Raw genomic sequence first — 14,769 nt, 5'->3', positions numbered from 1 at the left:
AACCCGTTATGGTACGGGTTACCGTTTTCTTTTTTAGAATATTTACCATATAATTGCTGAATGAGGAAGGGTTTATTATATCTGATTACAGTTTTATATTGCTCGTTAGTAAGTTACGGGCAATATAGTACTACAGATACCCTTTTTAGAATTGATGATACAACCTACCCTTCTGCTCCATTTGTAGAACTTTTCGAGAGTAATAAGCTTCGCGACCAACACAACCAACCATTATCGCTTACCAAAGCTTTAGATTTATACATCGATTTTTACCTAAAAGCAAGAGAAGCAAAAAAATTGCGGTTCGATACAATTCCAGAAGTGATTCAGGAAATTGAAAACCATCACAATCAAGTATTCAACCCTTATTTATATCCTGTTAAGATCAATCAAAATCTTCTAGAAGAAACATTTGAAAGAATTAAATATTTCATAAAGCCACGTCATATTCTGGTTAAGATTGAAGGTAGAGCTACTCCAAAAGATACACTTAAAGCCTATCAGGAAGCTACAAGAATCTATTCTTTATTAAATCAGGGCAAGAAATTTGCAAAACTTGCCAACCAATTCTCTGATGATTTGTCGGCCCGAAAGAATAATGGTGAAATAGGATACATTACCGCTTTTGATATGGATTACGCCTTTGAAACTGCTGCCTACAACACAACCAAAGGAGAATATTCCATACCAGTTCGTTCACCATACGGATATCACATCATACAGACTATTGACAAGATAAAAAATCCGGGGAAGGTTAAAATTAGGCATCTTATGCTTGAGTTTAAAAAGAAAAATGAAAAAGGTAAAATCAAAGCAAAAGCCGATTCTATTTATCAACTTCTTCAATCAGGTGCTGATTTTTCTGAGTTGGTTCAGAAATATTCAGATGATATTAGTTCCGTAAAAAACAATGGCATCTTGCCTTGGTTTGGACTATTTGAAACACATCCAACAATTGAAAAATCTGCTTTTGAATTAAAAAAGAAAGGAGATTTTTCACCTCTAATAAAAACCGACTTTGGGTATCACATCATCCAACTTTTAGATAAAAAGGAATATAATACTCTTGAAGAATGTAAGGATGAATTAATAAAACTTTTGGAAGAAGACAGCAGGTCAAGAATTTCAGAAAGTAAATTAATTCAAAAACTAAAAGAAAAATATCAATTTAAAGAAAATAAAAAGCTACTATCGAACTTTTACTCTATCCTAGATTATGCTTATGCAGAACTATGGGAAACTTTATTTTCGATAGAAGACAGAGATTACTCTCAAGAAAAGTTTGCTGAATTCTTAAGTGAACAAGCTTCGAAAGATATTTATGAAAATTTTGAAGATTATATCAACAGATTATATGTTAATTTCTCAAACACTTGTATCTTAGCATACCATAAAAATAAACTTGTAGAAAAACATCCTAAGCTTAAGACATTACTGGATGAATACGAAAATGGAATTTTAGTTTATTTTATTACAAAAAAAACAATTTGGGATAATACAACAGATAAAGAAAAAATAAAAGAATATTACACTAACAATCAGTACAAATACGATACAGATGCTGATTACAAAACGGTTAAAGATATAGTATTGGAAGATTACAGAGCTTGGCTTGAAGAAAAATGGTCGGAAGAGCTTCGAAAGAAATACTCTGTAAAAATCAATCATTCAGCTTTAACAAATTTGCGAACAATTTATAATGAATAAATACATACTTACAATATTTTTACTTGCAGGCATGCTTGCTTGTAATTACAATCAGGAAGAAGACAAGGCTGTTGCTAAAGTAAATCAAAACTTTTTATACATGAGCGAAGTAGCGGCTATTGTTCCCAACGGAAGCACTAAAGAAGATAGCATATTAATTGCCGATAACTACATTCACCAGTGGGTAAAAAAACAGTTGATCATTTCGAAAGCAGAACTTAACCTTTCGGCAGAAGACAAGGATGTTAGCAAAATGGTTGAGGATTATCGTTCCTCTTTAATTATTCATAAGTACCAGCAACAACTTTTAGAGCAGAAACTTGATACCACTGTTACAAACTTTGAAATTGACAATTATTATCGTCAAAACTCTGGCAACTTCATATTGAATAGAAACATTATCAAAGCATTATACATTCAAATTTCAAAGCCTGTTCCTGATTATAATAAAATTAAAAAACTCTATAAATTAGAAAAAGAAGAAGATTGGGACGAATTGGAAGACTACTGTTTTCAGAATGCCACAAAATTTGATAATTTTAGCGGGCAATGGGTAAATGCGAAAGAACTATTAAATAGAATCCCGTTCAAATTTAGTGATGAAGACAAACTTTTAAAAAGCAGAAAACACATTGAAACAGAGGATTCAACCTATAGATATTTTGTAGCTATTAAAAATGTTGAGTTCAAGAATAATATTGCACCTCTTGATTTTGTGAGAGATGACATTAGAAAAATAATAATCAATAAACGAAAAATAGAATTCATTAAAAACCTCGAAGAGAACATCTACAGAGATGCGGAATCGAAAAATAAATTCAAAATTTATTAAACCATAAAATATGCGTTACATTTTTAGAAAAACTTGCACGGTGTTAACACTGTTGTTCCTGAGTATTCTTACTCTTAATGCTCAAGACAATGTGGTAGATAAAATTATTGCCGTGGTTGGTAATCAGGTTGTATTAAAATCGGATGTTGAGCAAAGATTTATCAGTCTTAAAGCTCAAGGATACACATCGGGTAGTGTTGACTTGAAAACCGAAATTTTTGAAGATCTATTGATTCAAAAACTTATGATTGCCCAAGCTGCGATTGATAGTATTGAGGTGACCGAACAAGAAGTTGAAGAGGATCTTTCTCGTAAAATGGAAATGTATATTCAAAGAATAGGTTCTAAAGAAAAATTGGAACAATATTTTGGCAAATCAATTCTTGATATGAAAAATGATTTGCGAGAACCTACCAGAGATGAAAGAATTAAAGAGAAAATGCAGGCAGAAATCACAAAGGATATCCACATTACTCCAGCTGAAGTTCGTGATTTCTACAATAAACTAAACAAGGACAGCTTGCCTACAATTGCTGGTAAACTAGAGGTACAACAAATTGTTAGGTATCCAAAAGTTACCGATGACGAGAAAGACCGAATCAGAAAGAGATTAAGAGATTTTAGAGAAAGAGTACATAAGGGTGAGAGCTTTTCTACACTAGCAGTTCTTTATTCTGAGGACCCAGGAAGTGCTCGTCAAGGTGGTGAATTAGGCTATACTCCTAGATCTAGTTTGGTGCCAGAATTTGCAAACGTAGCTTTCAATCTAAAAACAGATAAAGTTTCTAAAATTGTAGAAACTGAGTATGGATTTCACATCATTCAATTCATCGACAGAAAAGGTGAAAGAATTAATGTGCGCCACATTCTTCTTAAACCAAAAATTGAAGAAGAAAAAAGAAAAGAAGCCACTACACGCTTAGATAGTATCGCAGATCTAATTAGAAGTGAAAAATTGGAATTTGGTGAGGCTGCATTTTATTTCTCAGCTGATAAGGATACCAGAAATAATGGTGGTTTGATAGTTAATCCATATACTGGATCATCTAGATTTGAAAAAGATAATTTGCCTCCTGCAATTGCTCAACAAATTAACAGCTTAAAAATCAATGAAATTTCTGAGCCATTCTTAGATGTTTCCGGAGGAAAAGATGCTTACAAAATCATCAAGATAAAATCAGAAACCAAATCTCATATAGCGAACCTAGATGATGACTGGAGTATTTTTGAGAATATGCTGACCAATCAAAAGCAGCAAGATGTTCTTGATAAATGGATCAAAGAGAAACAATCTGGCACTTACGTTCACATTGATGATTCATACAAGAATGCAAAATTCAGATTCAAAGGCTGGCAAAAATAATTAAGCTAAAAATATTTAATCAGACACAGCCTTTTTGCTGTGTCTGATTTTTTCAAGGAAATCCAAATACTAAATCCTTATGAATTTTAAATCAGAAGTTGAAGCTGCAAATTCCTTACATGCCGATTACAACAAGCTGCTTGAGGAAATTGGCAAAAAAATTTATGGTCAGGATGAAATCATTAAAAAAGTATTGATTTCGATTTTTAGTAATGGACACTGTTTACTGGTTGGTGTTCCAGGACTTGCTAAAACGTTACTTGTAAATACAATTGCGCAGGTTTTAGACTTAAAATACCAAAGAATTCAGTTTACACCAGACCTAATGCCTTCTGATATTATAGGAACCGAAATTTTAAATAACGAGCGTAAATTCAATTTTATAAAAGGTCCTTTGTTTGCCAATATCATACTCGCTGATGAAATCAACCGTACTCCTCCCAAAACTCAATCGGCTTTATTGGAGGCAATGCAAGAAAAAATGGTAACGGTAAATGGCAAAAATTACGAAATTGCTAAACCATTTTTTGTTCTGGCTACACAAAACCCAATCGAACAAGAAGGTACATATCCTCTTCCCGAAGCGCAATTGGACCGTTTCATGTTTAGCATCTATTTGGATTACCCAAAATTAGAAGATGAAATTTCGATTGTTGAAAACACTACATGTGGCAAGGAAATTGCATTAAACAAGATTATTTCGGGTGAAAAGATTTCTTATTATCAAAAATTGATACAAAAAGTACCAATTAATCGAAATGTATTGGAATATGCTGTAAATTTGGCGGCAAAATCAAGACCTAATACCGAGTTCGCGCATCCTATGGCCAATGAGTATATCAATTGGGGAGCTGGACCAAGAGCGTCGCAATATTTGGTTATTGGAGCCAAAGCACATGCTCTTCTTTCCGGTAAATATTCACCAGACATAGAAGATGTAAAGGAAGTTGCAGTTTCTATTCTAAGACATAGAATCATGAAAAACTACAAGGCCGAAGCTGAAGGAATTAGTGTGGAAGATATTATAACAGAATTATTAAAATAAAACGAATGCCTTGCATCATTACAAAATATAAATCGATTATTCTATTTGTAGCAATTTTCTGCCTTTTCTCTTTTACATTAAAAGCTCAGAAAAAATCATTAATAGAAATTAAAAACTCCGATGATATCAGAGCTGAACTAAAATCAGAATCCCAACTTACTGTTTTCAATGGCAACGTATTTATAACCCATGAAAACATTAAGATGTACTGCGATAGCGTATATCAATTCAGAGCTGACAATAGAATTACTGCATATGGTAATGTTCACATTATTAGTTCGGACACAGTTCATATTTATGGTGATGTCCTGAAATACTATGGAAACACCAAACTGGCTGAAATGCGTGACAATGTGAAGCTTAAAAATAAAACAGTTACTGTTACCACTGAGTTTCTTGATTTTGATATGAACGAAAGTGTAGGTTACTATTTTAACGGTGGAAAAATTGTAGACACAGGCAATACACTTACCAGCAGCATAGGAAGATATTACACTCGACAGGATTTGTTGTTCTTTAAAGATAGCGTTGAGGTTTTAAGTAATGACTACACTTTAAAATCAGACACATTAAAATACAACACGGTTAGCAAAACTGCTTTTATTTTAGGTCCTACTACCATCGAGAATGAAACTGAAACACTTTATTCGGAAGATGGATGGTACAATACAACTAGCGGAATTTCGCAATTTTTTAAAAACACTACTCTTAATAGTAAAGCATATCAAATTAAAGGTGACAGTATTTACTTGGATAAAAACAATGAAACCGCTAGAGTATTTGATAATGTAGAACTACGAGACACGGTTAATAATATCATCTTACAAGGACACTTTTTAGAAACTTTTAAGAATACCGAAGAAGCATTAATGACAGATTCTGCAGTATTTATTCAAGTTGCAGAACAGGATTCATTATTCCTACATGCAGATAGCCTTACAATATCAAAAGATAGTGCCGATTTTGAACTAATAAAAGCTTTCCATCACGTAAAGTTTTTCAGACCTGATTTACAAGGTAAATGCGATTCTTTGGTATATACCATGCAGGATTCCACAATTAGATTGTTTAATAATCCGATTTTATGGGCACAAGGTAACCAAATGGTTGCTGATACCATTGGTATTGAAATGCAGAACCAGAAACTAAAGTATCTTCACTTTAGGGGCTCTTCATTCTTAACCGCCAAAGAAGACAGTACATTCTATAATCAGATAAAAGGAAAAAACATGCTTGGACATGTTAAGGACAATAAGATTTACAAATTAGATATTGATGGCAATGGCGAGACCATATATTATCCAAAAGACAAAGGAATAATCATGGGGATGAATATTGCCAAGAGTAGTGATATAATAATACTCATAAAAGAAAATAAAATCGATCAGATTAAATTTATCAAGAAACCTGATGGCAAAATGTATCCTCTGTTCGAGGTAGAAAATGAAATGTTATTCCTGAAAAATTTCCGTTGGTTTGATGGTGTCCAACCAACATCAAAAGAAGATATATTTATTTGGCGCGATGCGCCTCCACATACAGCTAAAAGTATATTAAAGGGTGAATCTACAGATTTATAAACTAATTAAAACATGAAATAAAAAACGAGGTTTTGTAACAAAACCTCGTTTTTTATTTTTTTTTAGTATTCATCTTCGTTGAATAAAAAATCTCCTTTGCTAGGGTAATCAGGCCAAATATCCTCAATACTCTCAAAAATCTCTCCCTCTTCCTCGATTTCCTGCAAATTTTCAATTACCTCTAGCGGCGCACCAGAGCGAATTGCGTAGTCAATCAACTCATCCTTGGAAGCCGGCCATGGGGCATCTTCAAGTTTTGTTGCTAATTCAAGTGTCCAATACATAAGTTCAAAATATTTTTAGGTTCCTTTATTCTGCGAATATAATTTTTTTTTCCGAATTTACAAGTCCGGCTCCCATTTTATTTCAACGGCCCCAACATCCTTTAAAACCTTGCGCGACAACACAAACAAGTAGTCCGACAACCGATTTAAGTACTTCAACAATAAGGGATTTATGTCAATTTCTGCTGACAATTGATTGGCTCTTCTCTCTGCCCTACGGCAAACGGTTCGTGCAATATGACAAAATCCATTTAATGGACTTCCTCCAGGCAGCACAAAATTATTCAATTCAGGAAGTTCATCATCCATTCGATCCATCTCCGATTCCAATAATAAAATATCATCTTCACAAAGATTTAGCTTTTGTTTTAAGTCTGACTTTTCATCATCTGTAGCCAAACGAGAACCAATCAAAAACAACTTATTCTGTACAATATTTAATACTTCCAGAGTTTTTGCCTCTATTTGATGAGATCGAATCAAACCGATGTAAGAGTTCAATTCATCCACAGTTCCGTAGGCTTCTAATCTCAAATGATATTTAGGAACACGAGTTCCACCAATAAGCCCGGTAGTTCCCTTATCGCCTGTTTTTGTATATACTTTAAATTTATCCATTGCTATATTTTTAAGCTAATATTTACATGTTTGGCAGTAAATATCTGCAGCTATAACAAAGATAAAATTTTTTATTATTTAGAACGATTCTAAGAATTTATTTTTTCTGATCCCGTAAAGAAATTGAAATTCCAACAGAATGCATATTCAGGCAAAAGTCAAATTTACTATCCTGGTTTAGCTTTTTCCAAGCTTCCAATAAAACAGGGTTTCTATTCATATTCTGAAAAACAAGTACAGAAGTTCTGCTCAAAAATTGTTTATACTGCTTTTTAAACATCTCAATGTCTGCATTATTTGCTAAATTCGATATTACTAAAAAATCAATATTTTTTAACTCCTCAAAATGTAAAGCTTCAATATTCTCAATATTAAGTTGCCTTTTGAATATTTTATCATTTATCTCTCCATTTTTAAGGCAATCTCCAATACAATAAAGTTTAATTCTTGAATCGACCTTGGCCATATAAGCTTTCGTATACCCAAATCCATTCCCTATAAACAATGGCTTTTTTACTTGATAATAATTCATCAAGCGAAAAATTAAACGATCCACATCCTTTCCTCTTTTTAGGTTTACGATTTCCTCCTTCAGATAATTTGCACGACTAGCATTAAGGGCAGATGATTTACAAGATGATCTAAGCAGCTTTATCGCCAATTCTCTGGTTTGTTGAAGGTCATGAAAAGCATAATAATGAAGTTTAGCTCCAAATACATTAGTTATCAAATCAATTGCAATTGGCAAATGTTCTCCAAACCCCTTTCGGCGATATTTTTTTAAACGAATTAATCTTTTTTTTAATTGATAACGAATTCCACTCATGCTAGTGTTTAAGTATATTTGGCGAATTAAATTGTACATTTGAGTTACTCAAAAATTAAAATTATTAGATTTTTTCAACTTTCAATATTTAAATGTCTGAATTAGCTGGTCTGGATATAAAATTTTTAGCTGGAGTTGGTCCCAAAAGAGCTTCCATTTTAAACCAAGAATTATCGATTTATAGTTACGAGGATTTGTTGTATCATTTTCCTTACAAATATATCGATAGAACCAAATTCTACTCAATTAGAGAAGTCAACTCAAAACTACCTTACATTCAGGTAAGAGGCCAAATCACAGGCATCGAAACTTTGGGCGAAAAGCGTCAACAACGTTTGGTTGCGTATTTTACCGACGGTGAAGATACCATGGAATTGGTCTGGTTTAAAGGCATTAAATACATAAAAGGCAATCTAAAGCCAAATACAGATTATATTGTTTTTGGAAAACCTTCTGAATTCAATAGAAAAATTAATGTTGTTCATCCAGAAATAGAAGAAACCAGTAAAAGCAATGGAAAGATTAATGCGTCGCTTCAATCTTTTTACCTGACTACTGAAAAAATGAAAAACAGCTTTCTGAATTCAAGAGCAATTCAGAAACTACAAGAAAATGCACTCAAATCAGTAAATGGAAAAATACCGGAAACTTTACCTGCACCACTAATCAAAAGACTGGGGTTAATCAACTTGCACGAAGCATTGTTGCAGATTCATTTCCCGCAAAATACCGAAATTCTTAAAAAAGCGCAATATCGCTTAAAGTTTGAAGAGTTGTTCTACATCCAACTCAACATACTTAAAATGAAAATGAAACGGAAAATCCTATACAAAGGGCATCCGTTTTCAAAAATAGGAGAATACTTTAATACATTCTACCAAAACAATTTACCTTTTGAATTAACCAATGCACAAAAGCGAGTAATTAAAGAAATCCGTAAAGATGTTGGTTCTGGTAAACAAATGAATCGCTTGCTACAGGGAGATGTAGGTAGTGGTAAAACCATGGTTGGCCTGATGTGTATGCTTATGGCTCTTGACAATGGTTGCCAGGCATGCCTAATGGCACCTACCGAAATTCTGGCAACACAGCACATGGAGAGCATTTCTGAATTTCTGGAAGGAATTAATGTGAATGTTGCTTTGCTTACTGGTTCCACAAAACAAAAGGACAGACGCCGAATACATGAAGATCTTAAAAGTGGCGAATTACAAATTCTGATTGGTACACATGCCTTGCTTGAGGATGTTGTACAGTTCAATAATCTTGGTTTGGTAATTATCGATGAGCAGCACAGGTTTGGTGTAGCACAGCGTGCGCGATTATGGAAAAAGAATAACATTCCTCCTCACGTACTGGTAATGACGGCAACTCCAATTCCAAGGACTTTAGCCATGACCTTGTATGGCGATTTGGAAGTTTCGGTAATCGATGAATTGCCTCCGGGAAGAAAACCCATCCAAACGGTTCACTATTTTGAGAACAAAAGACGACAGGTTTATCAGTTCATGAAAAAGCAAATCGATTTGGGAAGACAAATCTATTTGGTATATCCGATGATTAAAGAATCGGAAAAAATGGATTATAAAAATCTGGAAGAAGGATATGAAAGTGTAGCCAGTTTTTTTCCTCCTGAAAAATATGGCATAAGCATGGTTCATGGAAAGATGAAACCAGCCGAAAAAGATGCGGAAATGCAAAGATTCGCACAGGGCGAAACCAAAATCATGGTGGCAACCACAGTAATCGAGGTTGGTGTTAATGTCCCCAATGCATCGGTAATGGTTATTGAAAGTACCGAAAGGTTTGGTTTATCACAGTTGCATCAGTTACGTGGTCGTGTTGGTCGTGGTGCCGAACAATCATATTGTATTCTAATGTCATCCTATAAGATTTCCAATGAATCGAGAAAAAGAATTGAAACCATGGTAAGAACCAATGATGGTTTTGAAATTGCCGAAGTAGATTTAAAACTGAGAGGTCCAGGAGATATTGAAGGAACTCAACAAAGTGGAATTTCATACGATCTAAAAATAGCTAATCTCGGTAAAGATGGTCAGTTATTGCAATATGCACGAGATGTTGCGCAAGAAATTCTTAACAATGATCCGCTTCTGGAAAAAGAAGAAAACTTCACTTTAGCCAAGCAAGTAAAAAGACTTAGTAAGACTAAAATCAACTGGAGTGTAATTTCATAGATTAGAATTTTCAAGAAAAAACCACGTATTATAATCAGCAATAACCGTTATCTATATTTTTTTCTTTTTTCTTAATATCTCAAACAATAGCAATAGACTAACTTACAATCGTTTCTTCGTGATTTTTAAATTCATAGAGAATATTAAATTATCCATGATTTATTTTAGTTTCATTACTTACAATAACAGATTGTTTACGTTCAATTCATTCATGAAATGCTTTATGTATCGAATTATTTACAAACATTCTAAATTATCAAGCTCGCGGAAAACACTAAAATTAGCGATTTTTTTCTTGAATAGCCGAAACTTGCTGTAATCAATACAGATACATGAAAAATTGTAATCTCTACATTACAAAAGTAAGGAAGTCCCTCTATTTAAACACGCTATAAATAGACTTTTTCAGGATGGAATGTGCCCTAAAGTGTTAATTTTGTTGCCATGTGTTAAATAACATACCTATTTAAAGGTACTGATATACAACAAACAAGCACATACTAAATAAAAGGGGCTAAATCATGAGTAATCCCAAACAAATTGATCACGAGGGGACTATCCTGGAAATTATGGATGGTAAGATTACGGTCGGAATTGTTAACGTTTCGGCTTGTGCAGGATGCCATGCCAAAGGAGCATGCACGATGTCTGATATGAAGGAGAAATCAATTGATGTTATTGATTACAGCAACAAGTTTTCAGTTGGAGAAAAAGTTAGGTTAACCTATCGCGAGTCTTTAGGATGGTTTGCTTTAATGTTGGCCTATGTAATTCCTTTTGTTCTTGTACTACTTGTCCTTTTTATAGCAACAGCATTTACTAACGACGAATTAATAAGTGGATTATTGTCATTGGCAATTTTACCTCCTTATTATATCATATTGTCCTTTTTTAAAGGACGACTAAAGAAAACGTTTTCATTTACAATAGAAAAAATCGTAAACATTTAATTCTATGAGCATTATAGCTATCACTATTCTGGCTTTGTGTGCGATTGGTGTTACAGCAGCAATTATCCTGTATTTTGTAGCCCAAAAATTCAAAGTATACGAAGATCCTCGTATCGACGAGGTTGAAGAAGCATTGCCTGCAGCAAACTGCGGTGGTTGTGGTTATCCGGGTTGTAGAGGTTTTGCCGAAGCATTGGTAAAAGCCGACGACATCTCAAACTTCAACTGTCCTGTTGGTGGAGCAGCAGTAATGTCACATGTAGGTGCCCTTTTAGGACACGAAATTAAAGCAGCAGACCCAACTGTTGCAGTTGTTCGTTGTAACGGAACTTGCGAAAATCGTCCGAAAACAAACCAGTACGATGGAGCAGCCTCTTGTTCTATCGCTGCATCACTTTACAGTGGCGAAACTGGTTGTCAGTATGGATGTTTAGGACTAGGCGAGTGTGTTGAAGCATGTAATTTCGATGCAATGTACATGGACGAAGAAACGGGGCTTCCTGTTATCATTGAAGACAAGTGTGTTTCTTGTGGTGCTTGTGTTAAAGCTTGTCCAAATAACATTATTGAGCTTCGTAAAAAAGGGCCTAAGAGTCGTAGAATCTTTGTTTCATGTGTTAATAAAGACAAAGGTGCTGTTGCGAAAAAAGCTTGTAATGTTGCATGTATTGGTTGTCGCAAGTGTGAGAAAGAATGTCCTTTCGATGCTATTACCGTAGAAAACAACCTTGCTTACATCGACTACAACAAATGTAAATTGTGTAGAAAGTGTGTGGTAGTTTGTCCTACAAATGCAATACATGAATTAAACTTCCCTCCTCGTAAAGAGAAGCCTGCTGCAAATCCTGATGTTAAAACAGTAAAACCTGTAGCTACTAAAGCGGAAGTTCAAGATGCTCCTAAAGCTGAGCCTAAAGCAAACGATTCGAAGGATGAAACATCTGATAACAAATAAATAGGAGGATAATCAGTGTTAAAAACATTTTCTATAGGAGGTATTCATCCAGCAGAAAACAAACTATCTGCTGAAAGCGCAATCCAGGTATTGCCAATACCCCAAATGGTTAGCATTCCAATTTCACAACATATTGGTGCTCCTGCTACACCAATCGTTAAAAAAGGCGACGAAGTAAAAGTAGGACAACTAATTGCTAAATCTTCAGGATTTGTATCTGCAAATATTCACTCTTCTGTTTCCGGAACAGTATTTAAGGTGGATGAAATTATGGATGCCAGCGGTTTCCGCAGAACATCAGTTATCATCAATGTTGAAGGTGATGAATGGTTAGAACATATCGATCGAAGTGAAGAATTGGTAAAAGAAATCAGCGCAAGTAAAGAAGAAATTATCAAACGAGTTGGCGATGCGGGTATCGTTGGTTTAGGTGGTGCTACTTTCCCTGCTCATGTTAAACTTTCAGTTCCTCCAGGAAAAACTGCTGAAGTTTTAATCATTAATGCCGTTGAGTGTGAGCCTTACCTAACCTCTGACCACAGAATCATGTTGGAAAAAGGAGATGAAGTATTGGTTGGGACTCAAATCTTGATGAAAGCACTTGAGGTAAACAAAGCGATTATCGGCATTGAGAATAACAAACCCGATGCAATTGCTAACCTTACAAAACTTGCTGCAAACTATAATGGAATTGAGATTTGTCCATTAAAAACACAATACCCTCAAGGTGGTGAAAAGCAATTAATTTCTGCAACTATTAAGCGTGAAGTTCCATCTGGAGCTTTACCAATTGAAGTTGGTGCTGTTGTTCAGAATGTTGGTACTGCTTATGCAGTTTACGAAGCAGTTCAGAAAAACAAACCTTTAATTGAACGCGTTGCTACCATTACTGGTAAATCATTGAAAAATCCTTCAAACTGGATGTTCCGTATTGGTACTCCAGTAAAAGATATCATCGAAGCTGCAGGTGGAATGCCTGAAGATACTGGTAAAATTGTAGGTGGAGGTCCAATGATGGGGAAAGCATTATCAAGTATTGATGTGCCATTGACAAAAGGTAGTTCTGGATTATTGCTTCTTCCTAGAGAAGAAACTGCTCGTAAAGCTACCAAAGCTTGTATCCGTTGTGGTAAGTGTGTTTCTGTTTGTCCTATGGGACTTGAACCATACTTGCTAATGGTATGTGCTGATAAGAAAGATTACGAGCGCTTAGAAAAAGATGCAGTAATGGATTGTATCGAATGTGGTTCTTGTAGTTACACTTGTCCTGCAAACCGTCCTTTATTGGATTATATCCGATTGGGAAAAGGTAAAGTAGGCCAAATTATGAGAGCACGCAAATAATTAGCAATTAACAATGAGTAATTAATAATACTCATTCACTCATTTACAAATAAACTAATTAACAAATAGATATGAACACCAAAGTACTTGTCGCACCATCTCCGCATGTTCATAGTGGAGATTCCATACAGAAAAATATGTATGGTGTGGTATTTGCGATGCTTCCGGCGCTGCTATTTTCGTTCTTTTACTTTGGATTAGGAGCACTTGTTGTTACCCTAACCGCCGTAGCATCATGTTACTTATTCGAATTCTTAATTCAAAAATACATTCTAAAGACTGAAGTTACTATTAACGATGGTTCTGCCCTTATTACTGGTATTCTTTTGGCCTTCAACGTACCATCAAACCTTCCAATCTGGATCATCATGATTGGTGCATTGGTTGCAATTGGTATTGGTAAAATGACATTTGGGGGATTAGGAAACAACGTATTCAACCCAGCATTGGTTGGTCGTGTTTTCCTTTTGATTTCTTTCCCTGTTCAGATGACCAGCTGGCCAGTGTCTAAAGGTTTAACCAGTGGATATATTGATGTAGAAACTGGAGCTACTCCTCTTGCCATCATTAAAGAAGGATTGAAAAACGGTCAATCTCTTTCATCATTAATGGACAAAATTCCTTCAAACATGGACATGTTCCTTGGAAACATGGGAGGCTCTATGGGTGAGATTGCAGGTGCTGCTTTAATTCTAGGCTTGGCTTACATGTTGATTCGTAAGATCATCACCTGGCACATTCCTGTTGCTGTGATTGGCTCTGTAGCTATCTTCACAGGCATTCTTCACATGGTGAATCCTGAAGCTTATGCAGGACCTATGTTCCATATTTTAACAGGAGGTTTACTTTTGGGAGGTATTTTTATGGCTACCGATTACGTAACTTCTCCAATGTCTAACAAAGGAATGATCATCTATGGTATAGGTATCGGTGTCCTTACTGTAGTAATCCGTGTATTTGGAGCATATCCTGAGGGAGTTTCATTTGCCATTCTTATTATGAATGCATTTGTACCACTAATTAACGTATATGTTAAACCTAAGCGTTTCGGCGAAAAAAGGAAATAA

At 34.8% G+C, this 14,769-nt stretch carries 13 protein-coding genes; 10 read left to right on the top strand and 3 right to left on the bottom strand.

Annotated elements, in window-relative coordinates; translation table 11 throughout:
• Positions 1-60: 60 nt before the first annotated feature.
• The 5 genes from ACKPCA_RS00180 (at position 61) to ACKPCA_RS00160 (ending at position 6,527) form a co-directional block, all read left to right on the top strand.
• Entirely contained in the window at positions 61-1,707 is a 1,647-nt protein-coding gene (locus ACKPCA_RS00180) for a peptidylprolyl isomerase (protein ID WP_321280630.1), read from the top strand.
• Positions 1,700-2,539: a hypothetical protein gene (locus ACKPCA_RS00175; RefSeq protein ID WP_321280629.1), complete on the top strand. Its 840-nt coding sequence runs from the start codon at positions 1,700-1,702 to the stop codon at positions 2,537-2,539. The genes ACKPCA_RS00180 and ACKPCA_RS00175 overlap by 8 nt, the downstream gene beginning before the upstream one ends.
• 10 nt (positions 2,540-2,549) lie before the next feature.
• Positions 2,550-3,902: a peptidylprolyl isomerase gene (locus ACKPCA_RS00170; RefSeq protein ID WP_321280628.1), complete on the top strand. Its 1,353-nt coding sequence runs from the start codon at positions 2,550-2,552 to the stop codon at positions 3,900-3,902.
• Positions 3,903-3,981: 79 nt separating this feature from the next.
• Positions 3,982-4,947 carry an AAA family ATPase gene (locus ACKPCA_RS00165; RefSeq protein WP_321280626.1) on the top strand — a complete coding sequence of 322 codons (966 nt, stop codon included), beginning with the start codon at positions 3,982-3,984 and terminating at the stop codon, positions 4,945-4,947.
• Between the two features lie 5 nt (positions 4,948-4,952).
• Positions 4,953-6,527 (top strand): OstA-like protein, encoded by a 1,575-nt coding sequence (locus tag ACKPCA_RS00160; protein WP_321280625.1) that lies wholly within the window; start codon positions 4,953-4,955, stop codon positions 6,525-6,527.
• Between the two features lie 62 nt (positions 6,528-6,589).
• Here ACKPCA_RS00160 and ACKPCA_RS00155 read toward each other — a convergent pair whose 3' ends face one another.
• The 3 genes from ACKPCA_RS00155 to ACKPCA_RS00145 all read right to left on the bottom strand — a co-directional run bounded on the left by ACKPCA_RS00155 (position 6,590) and on the right by ACKPCA_RS00145 (position 8,255).
• Positions 6,590-6,811 (bottom strand): DUF2795 domain-containing protein, encoded by a 222-nt coding sequence (locus ACKPCA_RS00155; RefSeq protein WP_054714819.1) that lies wholly within the window; start codon positions 6,809-6,811, stop codon positions 6,590-6,592.
• A 57-nt stretch (positions 6,812-6,868) separates the two neighbouring features.
• Positions 6,869-7,429, bottom strand: coding sequence for a cob(I)yrinic acid a,c-diamide adenosyltransferase (locus tag ACKPCA_RS00150; protein ID WP_321280623.1), 561 nt, complete (start codon positions 7,427-7,429; stop codon positions 6,869-6,871).
• 97 nt (positions 7,430-7,526) lie between these two features.
• A complete protein-coding gene (locus ACKPCA_RS00145; RefSeq protein ID WP_321280622.1) occupies positions 7,527-8,255 on the bottom strand; it encodes a hypothetical protein in 729 nt (242 codons plus the stop codon).
• Between the two features lie 92 nt (positions 8,256-8,347).
• Here ACKPCA_RS00145 and recG point away from each other — a divergent pair, with 92 nt between their 5' ends.
• The 5 genes from recG to ACKPCA_RS00120 all read left to right on the top strand — a co-directional run bounded on the left by recG (position 8,348) and on the right by ACKPCA_RS00120 (position 14,769).
• Positions 8,348-10,453, top strand: a complete 2,106-nt coding sequence (gene recG / locus ACKPCA_RS00140; RefSeq protein ID WP_321280620.1) for an ATP-dependent DNA helicase RecG — start codon at positions 8,348-8,350, stop codon at positions 10,451-10,453.
• 521 nt (positions 10,454-10,974) lie between these two features.
• The gene (locus tag ACKPCA_RS00135) at positions 10,975-11,403 is read left to right on the top strand and encodes a SoxR reducing system RseC family protein (protein WP_321280618.1); all 429 of its coding nucleotides are present in this window, start codon (positions 10,975-10,977) and stop codon (positions 11,401-11,403) included.
• A 4-nt stretch (positions 11,404-11,407) separates the two neighbouring features.
• On the top strand, positions 11,408-12,358 hold the full coding sequence (locus ACKPCA_RS00130) for a Fe-S cluster domain-containing protein (protein WP_321280616.1): 951 nt from the start codon (positions 11,408-11,410) through the stop codon (positions 12,356-12,358).
• 15 nt (positions 12,359-12,373) lie between these two features.
• Entirely contained in the window at positions 12,374-13,702 is a 1,329-nt protein-coding gene (gene rsxC, locus ACKPCA_RS00125; RefSeq protein ID WP_321280615.1) for an electron transport complex subunit RsxC, read from the top strand.
• Positions 13,703-13,773: 71 nt separating this feature from the next.
• The gene (locus ACKPCA_RS00120) at positions 13,774-14,769 is read left to right on the top strand and encodes an RnfABCDGE type electron transport complex subunit D (RefSeq protein ID WP_054714796.1); all 996 of its coding nucleotides are present in this window, start codon (positions 13,774-13,776) and stop codon (positions 14,767-14,769) included.

It is taken from the genome of Marinifilum fragile, assembly GCF_963677365.1.
Classification (GTDB): Bacteria; Bacteroidota; Bacteroidia; order Bacteroidales; family Marinifilaceae; genus Marinifilum; species Marinifilum fragile.
The sequence above is the reverse complement of the archived record's forward strand: the minus strand, read 5'-3'. Positions and strand labels throughout refer to the sequence as shown.